The sequence below is a fragment of the Kineosporia corallincola genome, assembly GCF_018499875.1.
Classification (GTDB): domain Bacteria; phylum Actinomycetota; class Actinomycetes; order Actinomycetales; family Kineosporiaceae; genus Kineosporia; species Kineosporia corallincola.
Window position 1 is genome coordinate 107,276 of sequence record NZ_JAHBAY010000016.1, and the last position, 16,668, is coordinate 123,943.

15 protein-coding genes are annotated in these 16,668 nt (G+C 72.1%); 9 read left to right on the top strand and 6 right to left on the bottom strand.

What is annotated here, in order from left to right; translation table 11 throughout:
* Positions 1–116 precede the first annotated feature (116 nt).
* The gene (locus KIH74_RS30330) at positions 117–905 is read left to right on the top strand and encodes a glucose 1-dehydrogenase (RefSeq protein WP_214159822.1); all 789 of its coding nucleotides are present in this window, start codon (positions 117–119) and stop codon (positions 903–905) included.
* 85 nt (positions 906–990) lie between these two features.
* On the top strand, positions 991–1,659 hold the full coding sequence (locus tag KIH74_RS30335; RefSeq protein WP_214159823.1) for a TetR/AcrR family transcriptional regulator: 669 nt from the start codon (positions 991–993) through the stop codon (positions 1,657–1,659).
* A 48-nt stretch (positions 1,660–1,707) separates the two neighbouring features.
* On the opposite strand, the gene KIH74_RS30340 is transcribed toward KIH74_RS30335, so the two are convergent.
* Positions 1,708–2,163 (bottom strand): TetR/AcrR family transcriptional regulator, encoded by a 456-nt coding sequence (locus KIH74_RS30340; protein WP_246573455.1) that lies wholly within the window; start codon positions 2,161–2,163, stop codon positions 1,708–1,710.
* 303 nt (positions 2,164–2,466) lie between these two features.
* Here KIH74_RS30340 and KIH74_RS30345 point away from each other — a divergent pair, with 303 nt between their 5' ends.
* Positions 2,467–3,588: a calcium:cation antiporter gene (locus tag KIH74_RS30345; RefSeq protein ID WP_214159825.1), complete on the top strand. Its 1,122-nt coding sequence runs from the start codon at positions 2,467–2,469 to the stop codon at positions 3,586–3,588.
* A 154-nt stretch (positions 3,589–3,742) separates the two neighbouring features.
* Positions 3,743–5,662 carry a PAS domain-containing protein gene (locus KIH74_RS30350; RefSeq protein ID WP_214159826.1) on the top strand — a complete coding sequence of 640 codons (1,920 nt, stop codon included), beginning with the start codon at positions 3,743–3,745 and terminating at the stop codon, positions 5,660–5,662.
* A gap of 33 nt (positions 5,663–5,695) precedes the next feature.
* On the opposite strand, the gene KIH74_RS30355 is transcribed toward KIH74_RS30350, so the two are convergent.
* The 4 genes from KIH74_RS30355 to KIH74_RS30370 form a co-directional block, all read right to left on the bottom strand.
* The gene (locus KIH74_RS30355) at positions 5,696–6,919 is read right to left on the bottom strand and encodes a glycoside hydrolase family 18 protein (RefSeq protein WP_214159827.1); all 1,224 of its coding nucleotides are present in this window, start codon (positions 6,917–6,919) and stop codon (positions 5,696–5,698) included.
* A gap of 153 nt (positions 6,920–7,072) precedes the next feature.
* Positions 7,073–7,177, bottom strand: a complete 105-nt coding sequence (locus tag KIH74_RS30360) for a hypothetical protein (RefSeq protein ID WP_308114047.1) — start codon at positions 7,175–7,177, stop codon at positions 7,073–7,075.
* Positions 7,178–7,221: 44 nt separating this feature from the next.
* Entirely contained in the window at positions 7,222–7,386 is a 165-nt protein-coding gene (locus KIH74_RS30365; protein WP_214159828.1) for a hypothetical protein, read from the bottom strand.
* Positions 7,387–7,469: 83 nt separating this feature from the next.
* Positions 7,470–7,733: a GlsB/YeaQ/YmgE family stress response membrane protein gene (locus KIH74_RS30370; protein WP_214159912.1), complete on the bottom strand. Its 264-nt coding sequence runs from the start codon at positions 7,731–7,733 to the stop codon at positions 7,470–7,472.
* Between the two features lie 240 nt (positions 7,734–7,973).
* Here KIH74_RS30370 and KIH74_RS30375 point away from each other — a divergent pair, with 240 nt between their 5' ends.
* From KIH74_RS30375 to KIH74_RS30395, 5 genes are all read left to right on the top strand, one after another.
* A complete protein-coding gene (locus KIH74_RS30375; protein WP_214159829.1) occupies positions 7,974–8,555 on the top strand; it encodes a CueP family metal-binding protein in 582 nt (193 codons plus the stop codon).
* A 121-nt stretch (positions 8,556–8,676) separates the two neighbouring features.
* Positions 8,677–9,231: a hypothetical protein gene (locus KIH74_RS30380; RefSeq protein WP_214159830.1), complete on the top strand. Its 555-nt coding sequence runs from the start codon at positions 8,677–8,679 to the stop codon at positions 9,229–9,231.
* A 110-nt stretch (positions 9,232–9,341) separates the two neighbouring features.
* Positions 9,342–11,723, top strand: coding sequence for a FlgD immunoglobulin-like domain containing protein (locus KIH74_RS30385; protein WP_214159831.1), 2,382 nt, complete (start codon positions 9,342–9,344; stop codon positions 11,721–11,723).
* Positions 11,724–11,803: 80 nt separating this feature from the next.
* Complete coding sequence (locus tag KIH74_RS30390; RefSeq protein ID WP_214159832.1) at positions 11,804–12,742, top strand: ATP-binding cassette domain-containing protein; 939 nt, start codon at positions 11,804–11,806, stop codon at positions 12,740–12,742.
* Positions 12,739–13,503 carry an ABC transporter permease gene (locus KIH74_RS30395; RefSeq protein WP_214159833.1) on the top strand — a complete coding sequence of 255 codons (765 nt, stop codon included), beginning with the start codon at positions 12,739–12,741 and terminating at the stop codon, positions 13,501–13,503. The genes KIH74_RS30390 and KIH74_RS30395 overlap by 4 nt, the downstream gene beginning before the upstream one ends.
* Here the strand turns inward: KIH74_RS30395 and KIH74_RS30400 are convergent.
* Entirely contained in the window at positions 13,487–16,615 is a 3,129-nt protein-coding gene (locus KIH74_RS30400; RefSeq protein ID WP_214159834.1) for an ATP-binding protein, read from the bottom strand. The two genes, KIH74_RS30395 and KIH74_RS30400, sit on opposite strands and share 17 nt — an antisense overlap.
* Positions 16,616–16,668 lie beyond the last annotated feature (53 nt).

Genomic DNA, 16,668 nt, shown 5'->3' on the forward strand with positions numbered 1-16,668 from the left:
GCCCTTAGGGCTACAGGTGTAGCCTAGGCAACAGTTGTTGCGTAGAGCAACGATCGGGTTCGCCGACCGGAAACCGGCCGCCGGCCCGTCGACGACGAAGTTGCCAGGAGGCTTCCATGTCCATCACCCGGTTCACCGATCGCGTCGTCCTGATCACCGGCGGCGGCTCGGGTCTGGGCCGCGCGACCGCGGTCCGGCTCGCCTCCGAGGGCGCCAGGCTCGTCCTCGTCGACATCGCGGAGACCGGCCTCAAGGCCAGCGTCGAGGCGATTTACGACGTGGCCCCGGACGCCGAGGTGCTCACCGTCACGGCCGACGTCTCGCAGGAGGCGGACGTGGAGAACTACGTCGCCCAGACGCTCCAGCGCTTCGGCCGGATCGACGGCTTCTTCAACAACGCGGGCATCGAGGGCCGGCAGAACCTGACCGAGGCGTTCACCGCGGCGGAGTTCGACCGGGTCGTGTCGATCAACCTGCGCGGCGCTTTCCTCGGCCTGGAGAAGGTGCTCAGGGTGATGCGCGAGCAGGGCTCCGGCATGGTCGTGAACACCGCGAGCGTGGGCGGCATCCGGGGCGTCGGCAACCAGTCCGGTTACGCCGCGGCCAAGCACGGCCTGGTGGGTCTGACCCGCAACTCCGGCGTCGAGTACGGCCGCTACGGCATCCGGATCAACGCCATCGCCCCCGGCGCGATCTGGACCCCGATGGTCGAGGACTCGATGAGGCAGCTCGACGCCGAGAACCCGCGGGCCGCCGCCGAGCAGTTCATCCAGCCGAACCCGGCCAAGCGCTACGGCGAGGCGCCGGAGATCGCCTCCGTGGTCGCGTTCCTGCTCTCGGACGACGCCAGCTACGTCAACGCGCAGGTGCTCGCGATCGACGGCGGCCAGTCCGCCGCCTACTGACCCGCGCCCTGACCCGCCTACTGACCCGCACCGGGCCGGAGGGGTGCGAGCCCGTCGCCCCTCCGGCCGGCGGTAGCGTGCTCGGATGCGCAGTGAGGCTGTCGAGGTGAGCGATCCCACCGGGGAACCGGCCCGCGGGCGGCGGGCCAGCCGGGACGCGGCCGAGCGCGCCGAGCCCCGGGCCCTGCGCACCCGGGCGAGCGTGCTGGAGGCGATCAGCGAGGCGATCGGGAACGGCGAGCTGGCCACGCTCACGGTCAGCGAGCTGTGCCGCCGGGCGCGGATCCACCGGGTCACGTTCTACAAGCACTGGACGGAACTCGGCGACGCCGTCGCGGAGGCCCTGGCCGAGGTCGTCGACGCGCTGGCGACCATCTCGCCGGACGCGATCGCCCGGGCTTCCGGCGTCCATGAACTCGCTCTTCTCTACCGGGAGGCACTTCTCGCCGAGCTGGGGGAGCTGCGCGAGCGGCGGGAGGTCTACCGCGAACTGCTCGCGGCCTCCGGCGGCCAGTCGCTGCGCGAGGCCCTGCACCGGGTCCTGGAAGAGCGCGCCCGCCTGGCGATGGATGCGATCGCCCGGGCCGGTGGCGAAGTGCCCACCGCCGGGCGGGATCTCGCGGCGGCCTACGTGGGCGGGGGAGCGGCTGCCGCCCTCGTCGCCTTCGTCCGGGGCGACGAGGAGAACATCGAGGACGCCGCCGCGGCGATCATGGCGCAGTGGCCTTCCTGGTGGCCGCGGCCGGATGAGTGAGCCGGGCCCGTGACGCGACTGGGCAGCCGTGTCCGGCGGGGCGGGAGATCAGTCGTCCAGGAGGATGTTCCGTAGCGCGCGGGACAGATGGGTGACGACGTCCTCGGGGCTCATCCGGGCCAGCGGCCCGACCCGGGCGATGTAGCGGACGAAAGTGATGCCGACGAGCTGGGACCCGAGCATGGCGACGCGGGTCGCGAGCTCTTCGTCGTCCTCCTGGTCGGTCGCGACGCTGCGCAGCAGCACGACGAGGGGGTCGGTGGCGGCGTTGGCCTCCATCCGCTCCACGAAACTGCGGGCCACCCGCTCGGGCAGGGTCTCGCGGTCGCCGGCGATGGTGGCGTCCAGCTCACGGTGCCCGGGGACGGCGGCCAGGAACAGCTCCTCCTTCGACCCGAACTGACGCAGCACCAGGCCATGGGTGACGCCGGCCCGGCCGGCGATCTCGCGCACCGTCGACTTGGCGAATCCCTTCTCCCCGAAACAGCTTCGGGCAGCGTCCAGGACGGCCCGGCTCCCTACCCCGGCTCGACGATCATCACCACGTTCAACAGCGCCGTCACCGGCCTGGTCCGGACCTGGCGATCGAGATCGCGCCGCACCGCGTCAACGCCCTGCACCCGGGCCTGGTCGGCGACAGCCCGCGCCGGCGGGACACCGACCTGACACAGATGGCCGCCCGCAACCCGACGAGCTGACACGGTGTCCGGATCCCGCGAAAAGTGCCTGAGGAAACCAGTTGTCGCCTCCGGGCCGTTCGTCCGCCCTCGGCGCGCATCCTCGTGCCGGACTGGGTAGGTTGCCCTCATGAGCGCTCCCGCCGTCCACAGACGTCCCTGGTGGCCGCAGCTCACGCCGGTTCTGGCCCTGCTGGTGCTGATCGTGACCTGGTTCTCGCACGAGCACTGGCTGCCCCTGGTCGTCGCCACCGCCGCCCTGATCGGGGCGATCCTCGCCGCCGTGCACCACGCGGAGGTGGTGGCCCACAAGGTGGGCGAGCCGTTCGGGTCGCTGGTGCTGGCGGTCGCCGTCACCGTCATCGAGGTCGCGCTGATCGTGCTGCTGATGAGCGGCGGGGGCGAGGGCACCAGCACCTACGCCCGGGACACGGTCTTCGCCGCCGTGATGATCACCTTCAACGGCATCGTCGGCCTGTCCTTGCTGCTCGGCGCGCGCAAGCACCACATCGTCAGTTTCAACGCCTCGGGCACCGGCTCAGCCGTCACCACCGTCATCGCGCTGGCCGGAGTGGCGCTGGTGCTACCGAGTTTCACCACCTCGGCGGCCGGCCGGGAGTACTCGACGTCCCAGCTGGCCTTCGCCGCGGTCGCCTCCCTGGCCCTGTACGCGGCCTTCGTGTTCACCCAGACCATCCGGCACCGCGACTTCTTCCTGCCGGTCTCCAGCGACGAGACCGGCCAGGCCACCGGGCTTCTCGACCTGGACGAAGACGGTCACGCCGACCCGCCGCCCGCCCGTGAGGCGTGGCTGAGCCTGGGTCTGCTGGTGGCCGCGCTGGTCTCGGTGGTGGGGCTGGCCAAGGTGCTGTCCCCGACCATCGAGGACCTGGTGGTCGACCTCGGTCTGCCCTACGCCGTGGTCGGCGTCGTCATCGCCCTGTTCGTGCTGGCGCCGGAGTCGATCGCCGCTGCCCGCAACGCCGCTCGCGACCGGGTGCAGCTCAGCCTGAACCTGGCCTACGGTTCGGCGATGGCCTCGATCGGCCTGACCATCCCGGCCGTGGCGGTGGCGATGATCTGGCTGTCCGGTCCCCTCGAACTCGGCCTGGAACCGATGCAGCTGGTGATGTTCGCCCTCACCGTCGTCGTCACCGCGTTCACCGTGGTGCAGGGGCGCGCCTACACACTCCAGGGTTTCGTGCATCTGGTTCTGCTGGGCGCATGGTTGTTCCTGACCGTGCAGCCGTGATCAGGCCTGCACAACGAGGACCTGACCTACCTGGGCACTGAGGCCCGCGGGGCCGTTCGGGTGCGCGCCACCGGTGCCGCTCAGGCGGCCCGGCCCACGGGCCGATCGCACTCCTGCCGGACCAGGCACCGCTGCTGCGAGCAGGAGGACCACCGTGTCGGATCAGACGCCCGCCCGGGGCGGCCCGGAAGAGCTCCTGGCTGAGCTCAGAAGCCAGGTCGAGGCGTACGAACTCGGCTCGGCGAAGGCCGAGTACGCCCCGGACGGCACGGTTCTGCGGGTGAACGAGCGGTTCGCCGAGCTGCTGGGCCTCGACCCGGCCGGGATTGTCGGCCGGGACCACGCGTCCCTGGTCTCCCCGGAGGTCGCCGAGACACCCGAGTACGTCGACCTGTGGAACCAGCTGCGTTCCGGCAGCAACCTGACCGGTGAGTTCCGCCTGGTCTGGCAGGGTGAGCACGACATGTGGATCCGCTCCACCTGGGTTCCGGTGCGCAACAGCACCGGCCAGGTGGTCAAGGTCATCGAGTACGCCCTCGACGTCACCCGGGGCAAGCGGGCGGCGGCCGACGCGCAGGGCAAGATCCAGGCGATCACCCGTTCCCAGGCGGTGATCGAGTTCGACCTCCAGGGGTACGTGCTGGACGCCAACGAGAACTTCCTCGACCTGGTCGGCTACTCCCGGGCCGAGGTCATCGGGCAGCACCACCGGATGTTCGTCTCCGAGGACGACGCGAACTCCCATTCCTACCAGCAGTTCTGGCAGAGCCTGGGGGCCGGCGAGTTCGTCTCGGGGGAGTTCCGCCGGATCGGCCAGGACGGGCGCGAGGTGTGGCTCCGGGCCGTCTACAACCCGATCCTCGGCGTGGACGGAAAGCCCTGGAAGGTGGTCAAGTTCGCCGTCGACGTGACCGCCGAGAAGATCGCCGCCGCCGAGTTCGAGGGCATGGTGGTGGCACTGAACCGCTCCCAGGCGATGATCGAGTTCGACCTGGACGGGCACGTGCTCAGTGCGAACGACAACTTCCTGGCCGCCGTCGGCTACCGCCGTGAGGAGGTGGTCGGGCGGCATCACCGGATGTTCGTGTCACCCGAGACGGCACAGTCGCCGGAGTACGCCGAGTTCTGGAGGCGCCTGCGGCAGGGGGAGTTCATGGCCGGTGAGTTCCACCGGTACGGCGCGAACGCCAAGGACGTCTGGCTCCAGGCCACCTACAACCCGATCTTCGGGCTGGACGGAAAGCCCTGGAAGGTGGTTAAGTTCGCCAGCGACGTGACCGAGGCGAAGATCCGTAACGCCGACTTCGAGGGCAAGGTCACGGCGATCCGGCGGTCTCAGGCGGTGATCGAGTTCGACCTCCAGGGGCACGTGCTGGACGCCAACGACGCCTTCCTCGAACTGATGGGCTACACCCTGGAGGAGATCCGGGGCAGGCACCACCGGATCTTCGTGGCCCCCGAGGAGGCGGACCGGCCGGAGTACCGCTCCTTCTGGGAGATGCTGGGGCGCGGTGAGTTCCACTCCGCCGAGTACCGCAGGATCGCCAAGGACGGTCACGAGGTGTGGATCCGGGCCACCTACAACCCGATCCTCGACCCCGACGGCCGGCCGGTGAAGGTGGTCAAGTTCGCCAACGACGTCACCGCGGAGAAGCTGCGCAACGCCGAGTTCGCGAGCCGGGTGGCCGCGATCGACCGCTCGCAGGCGGTGATCGAGTTCGATCTCGACGGCAGGATCCTCACGGCGAACGAGAACTTCCTCCGGACCATGGGTTACACGCTGCCGGAGATCGTGGGCAAGCACCACCGGATGTTCTGCACGCCCGACTACGCCCGCTCCGACGAGTACCTGGAGTTCTGGGTCCGGCTGCGCAGCGGCGAGTTCAGCTCCGGCCGCTTCCACCGCCTGGGCAAGAACGGCCGGGACGTCTGGATCCAGTCCAGCTACAACCCGATCCTCGACCTGTCCGGGCGGCCGGTGAAGGTGATCAAGTACGCCTACGACGTCACCGGGCAGGTCCAGCTCGAACAGCAGCAGAACGGCCAGATCGAGGCGATGACCGGGCACGCCTGAGGCAGCCGGGCCCGGCCTCCCGGCGCGGAGTCCTCAGCGCAGGCCCTTGGCGATGGCCCGGGTCATCGAGGCGTTCCGGGTGTCGCCGGAGAAGTCCCAGAAGAACGCCCCGCCGAGCTTCTGCTGCCGGGCGTACCTCATTTTCCGGCCCACGGTCCTCGGGGTGTCGTAGCTCCACCACTGCCGGCCGCACTTGGCGTAGGCGGTGTCGCCGGCGTAGCCGGTCGGCGGGCACCGGTCGGCCAGCACCTTGTAGTCGTCCACGCCGGGGGTGCCGGAGCTGGTGCCGCCGGCCGGGCCCCGGGCCCGGCCGCCCGGCCCGGCCTGGGTCACGCCGGTCCAGCCGCGTCCGTAGAAGGGGATGCCCAGCAGCAGCTTTCGCGACGGCACACCCTGGCTGCGCAGCCGGGCGATCACCGTGCGGGCGTCGAAGCCGGGGAACTGCGCGCCGGGGAAGTCGCTGAGCGGGGCGTGCGGCGCGGTCGGGCCCTTCCTGGCCCAGGTGCCGTAGTAGTCGTAGGTCATCGGCATCAGCCAGTCCAGGTACCGCACCCCGCCGGCGTAGTCGGCCCGGTCGAGAGTGCCTCCGGCGCGGCCGTTCCCGGTGACAGCAGAGGTGACCAGGTCGTGGCGGAACTGCCCACGCACCGCCTTGAGCAGCGCCGGGTAGGAGGAGTAGCCGCTCCTGTCGCAGACCTTCCCGCAGGCGTTGGGATACTCCCAGTCGATGTCGATGCCGTCGAAGACGTCGCCCCAGCGCTCGTCCTCGACCAGGGCGCGGCATGACTTCGCGAAGGTGACGGGCTTTCGGGCGGCCCGGCTGAAACCGCCCGAGGCGCCACCGCCGAACGACCAGAGCACCTTCAGGCCGGGATGCCTGCGCTTCAGCTCGCGCAGCTGGTTGAAGTTGCCCGCCAGCGCCTGCGACGCCGAGTCGGCCACCCCGTCCACGGACTCCGAGGCCGGGAACAGCCGGCGGTAATCGGCATAGGCGTCACCGATCTCGCACTTTCCCCCGCGCACCGCACCGAAGGCATAGAGCACGTGTGTCATCCGGCTCGCGGCACCGCTGGTGTGCATCGCCTTCACCGGAACCGCCTGGTCGCCGTACACGGACCAGCTGGTGTAGTAGCCCACCACCCGGGCCCGGGGTGCGGCCGCCACCGGGGTGCCGGCCTGGGCCGGGAGCGGCCAGGACGTCGTCCCCACCGCGGACGCGACGGCCAGGCAGAGGGCGAGCAGCCCGGAACGTCTCACGTGGATCCCCCTCCACCCTCCAGTGGCGCGGTGCGGTGCGGCGCGGGGAGACGCTAGCAAGCACCGGGTGCGCGCCGTCGGCGCTCCCGCGGCGTGGCGACGCGGAAGTCGGGACGACGAAAGGCCGGTCCTGCCCCGCGTCGTCCATGATCGTCACCGCAGAAACCGGCCGGTCTCTCCCACTCCGCCCATCGACTGCCCGACCAGGTCCACCGGTCCGCCACCCTCCCGCTCGATGACGGCGACGACGTCGGACACGAACGCGGGGCGGGTGGTGCTGTGACCGTGACCGCGCTGGTCGATCAGCAGGGCGGCGCGTGTGCTTGTGCCCCTGCGGTGGGCACGAGTTCGCGGGCGCTGCCGGCCAGCCCGTGCAGCAGAACCACGGTCGGCCCGGCGCCGGGAAGGGCGAGGTACGACACGGTGGTGCCGTCGGGGGTGACCAGTTCACGTCTTTCGGGATGCATCCGCGGATCCTGTCAGGTTCACCGTGGACATGACGAAGGGCCGGACGGTCTGGCCGTCCGGCCCTTCGGTTGGTGCCCGGTACTTATCGCACGGAGTGGCGCGAGTAGTAGGGCGTGACCGCGGCGATCAGCACGGCCGCGACGGCGACCTGAAGGATGTGCCGGATCCAGTCGATGCCGTTGGTGTCACCGACACCGAGCGCGACGGCGGCGACATTACCGACGACGGCACCGACGACGCCGAGCAGGATCGTGAGCCAGACCGGGATGTTCTGGCGACCCGGCAGGACGATCCGCGCGATGACACCAACGATGAGGCCGGCGATGATGGCCCAGATGAACGACATGCTGCCCTCCGTGGCGGCTATGGGGGTGTTGCTGACGAAAATGAAGTTACCCAGTGATCCACTGGCGCGCATCACGAGAAGATCCACCCCTGCACCTGCCGCGGGCCGGTCACGCTGCGTCGCCGGCGGCGAGAGGGCGGAAGGCCGGTCCGGATGGGGTCCGAAGGCACTGCGGTACAGCGGATTCCGGTGAATATCCTGGCGAGGACCCTGATGCCTCGCTCTCTCGGGAAGGTCCGGATGCGTTCCTCGACCAGAGTTCTCACGTCCCTCGTCGCCGTGGCCGGCGCGCTCGCCCTGCTGGCCGGCTGCTCCTCGGCGCCCACGGCGGGGGGAGACGGCGGCGCCTGGCTCAGCGGCTACGGGATCGACGGCCTGGACGCCCGGGAGGTGATCAGCCGGCTGGACGCCACGGCGGTCGGCGACCGGGCCGGTGCGCTCCGGGCCTCGGTGCGCCCGGACGTCCTCCTGCTCTCTGACGACCAGGGTCACGAGACGTCGCTCGACCTGCCGGAGGACCAGTTCTACCTGTCCGTCGCGCCGTACCTGGACGAGACCCACGAGTGCTTCTTCCACAGTCTGACCACGTGCAAGGGGGAGATGGGGGACCAGGACGTGGAGATCACGGTGACCGACAAGGCCGACGGCAGTGTGGTTCTCGAGCAGTCGGTGCGCACCTACGACAACGGGTTCGCGGGGGTGTGGCTGCCCCGCGACATCGAGGCGACCCTGACCGTGCGGCACGCGGACGGCACGGCGACCCTGCCGATCGGTACCGGCGACGACGACCCCACCTGCCTCACCACGGCCCGTCTCGCCTGACCGGGTCACCGCCACGTCCGTCCTGGCCCGGGTCCGCCCGGGCGGACCCGACCCGAAGAGCCCGAAGAGCGCGAAGAGCGCGAAGAGCGCGAAGCGGCCGGGGAACTGCGACAATGCCCGCATGGACGGCGGTTTCTTCAGATGGCTGGGGCGGGCTCCGGTGACCGAGCGGCTGCGGGCGGTTCACCTGCGCGAGGACCTGGTCGAGGCGTCCGGCCGGGCGGCGTTCGGGCGGGACTGCGACGCGGAGCTGGCCGTCGCGGCGGCTCTGCTGACCGACGACGAGGTGGTCGAGCAGGTCATCGAGGGGCGCCGGGGCAGGGTGAGCGGGCTGCTGGTGCTCACCGACCGGCGGCTCCTGCTGGTCGCCGAGCGCGCGGCCCCCGGGTCGGAGCTGGCCGTCGGGCGGGACCGGGTGCTCGGGGCCTCGGCGCAGGTGCGGCGCGGGCTGGGCGCGCTCACGCTGACCACGTCGTCCGGGCAGATCGTGGTGGACCAGATCCTCGGGACCCAGGCCGACACCTTCGCCGCGAACGTGATGCGCCCGCCCGCCACCGGTCCCGCTCCCGCCGACCCCCTGGCCGAGCTGGCGCGGCTGCGAAAGCTGCACCGGGCCGGCCGGATCGGCGACGACGAGTTCGATTCCCGTAAGCGGCGTCTCGTGGAAGAGATCTGACCGGACGCCACCCGGATCGGCCCGGACGCTCCCGATTCGCGCATCGTCCCGGAAACCCGGTGCTGCCGCCATGATCACCCCACACGCACCAGCACCGGGGAGACCGAGACGTGACGCTGAACCGCACATCCGCCAGAGGTTTCCGGCGGTGGCTGACCCCGTTCGGGGTGGCGGCGATCGCCGTCACGGTCCTGGCCCCGGCCGGCCCGGTGCGGGCCGCCTCCGACTACACGGTGCCGATCCCGCTGCACCCGGCCCCGGCCGGGCTGCGGTTGATCGGGGCGTCCGCGGCCGGGGTGGCCGTCCAGCAGGACGACGTGGACGGCGGATACCCGGCCGTGAACCCGGTCTTCACCGGCCCGACGGGAGGTGAGCTGACCCGGCGCTCCGCCCTGAATCCGACCCTCAGCAGCAGCTATTCGCCGGAAGGGCTCACCGTGGTGGGCTCCACCCTGGCCTGGACCCAGCCCCTCCAGCGCGCGGGCAGCCGGCCCTACGAGGCGAACCGGCTGAACATCCTCACCGGCGAGAACCAGAAGGAGGCCGGAACCATCGGTGCCCCGGCCACTTTCAACGGCGAGAGCTGGTTCTCGCACGAGGTGATCGGATACGCCGACCTCCCGGAGAACTGGCAGCGTCCACTGCGCCGCTACCACGCCGGCACCCAGGACAGATTCGGGATGAGGACCGACATCCTGATCCCGAACGTGAAGGGCGTGATCGGGGGGCCACTGACCTCCGACGCCGGTGCGGCCCTGCGGGCCACCCGCGACGGGGCCACCGGCCTGTCCGCCCTCGACCTCGTCACCCTGAAGGACGGCACGGTCACCCGGATCGCCGAGGGGCCGGAGGAGATCGCCGGGGTGGCCCTGGGCGGCGGTCTGCTGGTCTGGGCCACGAAGACGGCGGACGGCTTCGCCGTGCACCAGAGGCCGCGCGCCGGAGGCGATGTCGTCACCTACGCCGAGCCGGACGCGAATGCCGACGTCGGGCACATGGTCGCCGGTGAGGCGGGCGTGGCCTACCTGGTGAACCATCAGCCGGATCCGGGGAACCCGTCCGCCGACAGCACCGGCATCGTCATCGTCGACGGGGAGCAGGCGCACCGCCGCGACCTCACCTACACCGCCGCCGGCCTGGCCGCGGTCGGCGACCATTTCCTCACCGCCAGTGCGGGTTACGCGGGCTTCGAGCCGTACTACTCGGACACCGCGGGGGTCTACCAGGTCACCGAGGACGAATTCGTCCGGGTGGCGACGGTTCCGGCGGCGACCCTGCCCGCGCAGCAGCTGTCCCTGAGCGCCGGGCTCCTGCGCTACAGCGACGCCTCCGGGCCGGCCTACCCGGGCGCGCCCGCGGCGGGGCGGCCGGTGTTCCAGCGGACCGTGACCGGGCAGCGCCGGGCGAAGTTCTCGGAGGAGTCCCGGATCGGGGCGAGAACGTCCGGCCAGATGGTCTTCTCGGCTGCCCGCGGGGTGCTCGGCGTGCCGGATCAGCAGGGGGTGTGGCAGCTGCTCGACCGTGGTCAGGAGACCGCGACGATCGAGGCGGCCGGTGAGAAGCCCAACGTGTCCGGACCTTACACGCTCGTCGGGGGCAGGGTGTTCCGTCCCGACGGCGAGCAGATCTACACCGAGCCGACGCCCGCGGGTACCACGAGCGGGGACGACGACCTGTTCGGCCCGCGGATCGTGTACGTCCGCACGGACGGGGCCGGAGCGTCGACGATCTGGGTGGACGACGCGGAGAGGCCGGCCCCGGTGGAGCTGGCGGCGGTGGACGCCGGTTGTGACGGGAGCACCCCGCGGGTGTCGGTCTGGGGCGAGCTGGTGGCCTGGACCACCAGCTGCGGCGAGCGCGCGTACGTGCGGAACCTGGTCACCGGCGCGACCCGGGAGGCCGCGGTGGGAGCGGCCCACGGCCGGCTGTCACTGAGCGAGGGCACGCTGAGCTGGAGCCACGACGGGTTCGCCCCGGTCGGCGTGATCGACCTGACCGGGACGCACCTGGCGCCGGTCGTGCTGCCCGGCGGGGCGGCGCCGGCCGCGGTCGACGACCACCGCGTCGCCCGGCAGGTCAGGGAGTTCCCGTGGTCGCTGACCGTCCGTACGGAGATGTCGCCGCTGCCCTTCACCCGGAAGCTCAGGCCCCGGCTGATCGCCGCCCTGGGCCCGCTCGGGTTCAGCCCCGACGGCGACGGCCGGGGCGACGTCTGGGCACCGCAGTTCGACCTCACCAAGCCGATGCGGTCGGTGGAGCTGACGATCCAGAACCCGGCGGGCACGAAGACCGTCGCCCGGATCGACGGCACCGCCCCCGACGGCAGCGTGCGGGACCTGCGCTGGAACGGCCTGTCCTCCAAGGGGATGCAGCTGCCCGGGGGGACGTACCGGTGGACGCTGTCCGGCCGGTCGGCCGACGGCGACGGCACGCTGATCGGCCGGGACGGCGCGGCGGTGGTGTCCGGGACGATCGACCTGGAGCTGGGCTGACACCACTGGTCCCCGGGTGACCGGAGGCGTGTCAGTCCGGTGACAGACCCGTGTCAGCCCCGCCGGGCATCGTTCTGGTCATGAACACGACGGCGATAGCGGTCTCCGGGCTACGGAAGGCCTACGGTGACAAGACGGTGCTCGACGGCATCGATTTCGAGGTGGCGGCGGGATCGGTGTTCTCGCTGCTCGGCCCGAACGGGGCGGGCAAGACCACCACGGTCAACGTGCTGGCCACCCTGCTGAAGCCGGACGCCGGCACGGTCACGGTGGCCGGGCACGACGTGACCACGGCGACCCGCCAGGTGCGGGCGGCCATCGGCGTCACCGGGCAGTTCGCGGCGGTGGACGACCTGCTCACCGGCCGCGAGAACCTCCGGATGACGGCCGACCTGAAGCGGGTGGGCCGTGGCGACCCGGTGGTCACCCGGCTGCTGGAGCGCTTCGACCTGGGCGAGGCCGCCGACCAGCGGGTCGCGTCCTACTCCGGCGGCATGCGCCGCAAGCTCGACCTGGCGATGACCCTGGTCGGCCGGCCGCAGGTGATCTTCCTCGACGAGCCGACCACCGGCCTGGACCCGCGCAGCCGCCGCACCCTCTGGCAGATCGTCCGCGACCTGGTCGACGAGGGCACCACCATCCTCCTCACCACCCAGTACCTGGAGGAGGCGGACCAGCTGGCCGACCGGATCGCGGTGCTCGACCACGGCCGCCTGGTGGCCCAGGGCAGCCCGGCCGAGCTGAAGCGGCAGATCCCCGGAACCCACGTGCGGCTGCGGTTCACCGGCCCGCAGGAGCTCGACGCCGCGGCCCGGGTGCTGCCCGGCTCCACCCGCGACGACCAGGACCTCAGCCTGCGGGTGCCGGCCGAGGGCGACTCCCGCTCGCTCAAGGCCCTGCTCGACCGCCTGGACGAGTACTCCGTGGTGGCAAGGGAATTCACCGTTCACACGCCCGACCTCGACGACGTCTACCTCGCCCTGACCGGGCGCCCGAGCACGGAGGACACCCAATCGTGAGTACCCTCGCCGCCAGCCTCACCGACTCCCGGATCATGCTGGGCCGCAACCTGAAACACACCTGGCGCAACCCGCTGGTGCTGTTCAACGCCGTGCTCTTCCCGGTCGTCGTCATGCTGCTGTTCGTCAAGGTCTTCGGCGGCGCCTTCGCCGTCGGCGAGAACTACGTCGACTTCGCCACCCCCGGAATGCTCATCCTGGCCGTCAGTTACGGCCTGGCCACCACCGCGGTGGCGGTGAACGAGGACATGTCCAAGGGCGTCATCAACCGGTTCCGCACCATGGACGTGTCCCGCGGAGCGATCCTGACCGGGCACGTCGTCGTCACCACCGTGCGCTGCCTGCTGGCCAACCTGGCGATCGTGGCGGTCGCCTTCCTGATGGGCTTCGACCCGGCGGCCGGCCCGCTGGAATGGCTCGCCGTGCTGGGCCTGATCGTGCTGGTCGCCTTCGCCGCCTCGTGGCTCACCATCGCCCTCGGCCTGGCCGCCACCAGCGCCGAGGCGGCCGGCCTGGCCGCCGTCCCGCTGATCCTGCTGCCCTTCCTGAGCAGCACGTTCGTGCCGGTCGAGACGATGGGCACGGGCCTGCGGCAGTTCGCCGAGTACCAGCCCTTCACCCCGATCATCGACACCCTGCGCGGTCTCCTGCTCGACGGCCACGCGCCGGCCGGCTCGGCGCTCGCCGCCGTCGCCTGGTGCGTGGGCATCTCCCTGGCCGGATACCTCTGGTCGGTGCGGACCTTCAGCCGGCGAGCGTGACACCCGTCAGCTCGGTCCAGTCGGACTCCCGTCCCTCCCGCGTCGTCTCGGCGAACAGCTCCTCGCCGAGGCGGCGCCGCGCCGCGTCCTCGATCCGGGCCAGGTCCGGGTGCGACCGGTCGGTCAGCCCCTTCATCGCGACGCCGGCGCCGAGCAGCCGCGCGGCCTGGTCGGGCCGGTCCATCCGCAGCGCCAGGTCGGCCACCCCGACGAGCACCTGGGCCACCACCGGTGGGATACCCGACTCGGCGGCGGCCGCGCAGGCCGCGGCCCGGTGGGCGCGGGCCTGCTCCAGGTCGGTGGCCAGGTAGCCGAGCAGGTCGTGGCGCGCCGCCCGCAGGTTCGGGGCGTCGGCCGCCTCGCCCAGCACATGGTGGACGACGTCGAGCCGGCGCAGCACCTCCCCGGGATCGTCGTCCCACCGCGCGAGTTCGGCCTCAGCCAGGGCCAGTTCGGCCAGGGCCTCCGGCCAGGTCACCTTCCGCGCGCAGCGCCTGGCCTCGGCCAGCGCGGCGGCAGCGGCGTCCGGGTCACCCATCAGCCGGTACAGCTGGGCCTGCCGGGCCCGCATCCGGATCACGTCGTCGAGGGCGCCGATCTCGGTGACGGCCGTGACCGCCTGCTCGTAGTGCTCGCAGGCCCCGGCGAGGTCGCCGCGCACCGCCAGCCGGTCGGCCAGCTCGGTGCGGGCGAACGAGATGCCGAAACGCTCACCCAGCGCCTGGAACTCGGCCAGGGCGGTGGCCAGGTGCGCGTCGGCGTCCAGGCCACCGTGGCCGTGCATGATGCGCAGCTTGCCGAGCTGGAGCCGGGCCAGCGCGCGCACCCACGGGTCGTCGCTGGCGAGCAGCGGCTCGAACGCCGACAGGTACTCCTGCGGCGCGGTCAGCAGCACCTCCAGCGGCGCGGTCAGCTCCAGCAGCGGGCTGGAACACGCGGTGCGGGAGGCCAGTTCGTGGGCCTGGTGGATCCACTGGGCGGCGTCGCGCTCGTCGTTGCGCCCGGAACTCAAAAAGGTGGACACCAGTGCGTACACCATGGCCCGGACGCCGTCGGGCACCGCACCCTCCAGCCCGGCCGCCGCGGTGAGGTAGGTGTTGCCCTCGGCCCGGTGCCCGCTCAGCCACCAGTACCAGCCGGCGGCCGCGGCCAGCCGCATCGCCCCGGCCGCGTCACCGGCCGCCAGGGCATCGCGCATCGCGGCGCTGACGTTGTCGTGCTCGGCCCCGAGCCGCTCCAGCCACAGCAGCTGGTCGCGGCGGCGCAGCTGCGGGTCGGCGGTCTCGGCCAGATCGGTGACGTAGGCCAGAAGGGCCTGGCGGGCGGCGGTTTCCTCGCCCGCCTCGGCCAGCCGCTGCGCGGAGTACTCGCGCACCGTGCCGAGCATGCGGTAGCGCGGCCCGGCCGTGTCCTCGGTGACCAGCAGCGACTTCTCGGTCAGCGCGGTGAGCAGGTCGAGCACGTCCGGTGCCTCCCCGGCCCGGCAGACCCACTCCGCCGCCTCCAGGGTGGCCCCGCCCGGCAGCACCGAGAGCCGCCGCAGCACCAGCTGTTCCGGCCCGGTGAGCAGCTGCCAGCTCCAGTCGATCACCGCCCGCAGCGTGCGGTGCCGGGGCAGGGCTGCGCGGCTGCCGCCGGTCAGCAGCCGGAACCGGTCGTCCAGGCGGGAGGCCAGCTGCTCCGGCGTCATCGTGCGCAGCCGGGCCGCGGCCAGCTCGATCGCCAGCGGCATCCCGTCCAGGGCCCGGGCGATCCGTGCCATCGTGCCCGCGGTGGAGGCGTCGAGCACCAGCCCGGGCCGTACGGCCAGCGCCCGGTCGCACAGCAGCCGGACGGCGGGGGAGGAACCGATCTGGTCCGGATCTGCCTGTTCCGCGGGAAGATTCAGCGGGACCACGGGCCAGAGCGTCTCGCCGGTCAGGCCCAGCACCTCCCGGCTGGTGGCCAGCACCCGCAGCCGCGGGCACTCGCCGAGCAGCTGGTGCGCGAGCGCCGCCACCTGCTCGATCACGTGCTCGCAGTTGTCCAGCACCAGCAGCATCTCCCGGTCGCGGACCGCCGCCACCAGCCGCTCGCGTGGCGAGTCACCGGTGGCCTCGCCCAGCATCGTGTCGCGCAGCCCCAGGGCCGCCAGCGCCGCCGGTGCCACGTCGCCGCCGGCCGTGACCGGCGCCAGCTCCACCAGCCACGCGCCGTCCGGCAGGTCGTCGGCCGCCGGGCGCGCGGATTCCACGGCCAGGCGCGTCTTCCCGGCGCCGCCCGGCCCGATCAGCGTGACCAGGCGGTGCCGGCCGAGCAGCTCGCGCACCTGGGCCAGGTCGTGCTCGCGGCCGATGAAGCTGGTCAGCTCGGCCCGCAGATTGTGCCGACGTGCGGTGCGCGGTGCGGCCTTCCGCGGCGGGGGCGTGCCCCGCAGCAGCTCCAGGTGCAGGGCGGACAGCTCGGCCGAGGGGTCGGCGCCAAGCTCGTCGGCCAGGGCCTGCCGGGTGCGCTCGTACACCAGCAGTGCCTCCGACCCGCGGCCCGCGCCGGCCAGCGCGCGCATCAGCGCGGCGGCCAGCGGTTCCCGCAGCGGGTGCGCCGCCACCAGGCCGGTCAGCTCGCTGACCAGTGCCGGGCCGGGTTCCTCGGCCCGCGCCCAGTCCTCCACCGCGCCCAGCCGCAGTTGTTCCAGCCGGGTGAGCGCCGCGTCGAACGGCGCGCTGCCGGTCAGGTCGACGTCGTGCAGGGCGGGCCCCCGCCACAGGCCCAGCGCCTCGCGCAGCACCTCGCCCGGCCGCACGTGGTTCCGGCTGCCGGCCATCAGCTGCTCGAACCGCACCGCGTCCACGTCCTCGGGCAGCACCCGCAGCCGGTAACCGTCGGTGCCGCCCTCGATCACGCCCCCGGGCAGCACCCGCCGCAGCCGGGAGACCAGGCGCTGCAACGCGTTCGACGCGTCACCGGGTGGCTGCTCACCCCAGACCCATTCCACCAGCGACGATTTCGGCACGACCTGACCCGGTCGCAGAGCCAGGGCCACCAGCACCCCGCGCAGCCGCGCCCCCGGCACCTCGATCGCGACCCCGTCGTCGCCGCGCACCTCGAACGTCCCCAGTATCCCGATTTGCACCCCAGGACTATCCCACGGCACACCGATGACAAATGTCATCGGTATCCGGTGAG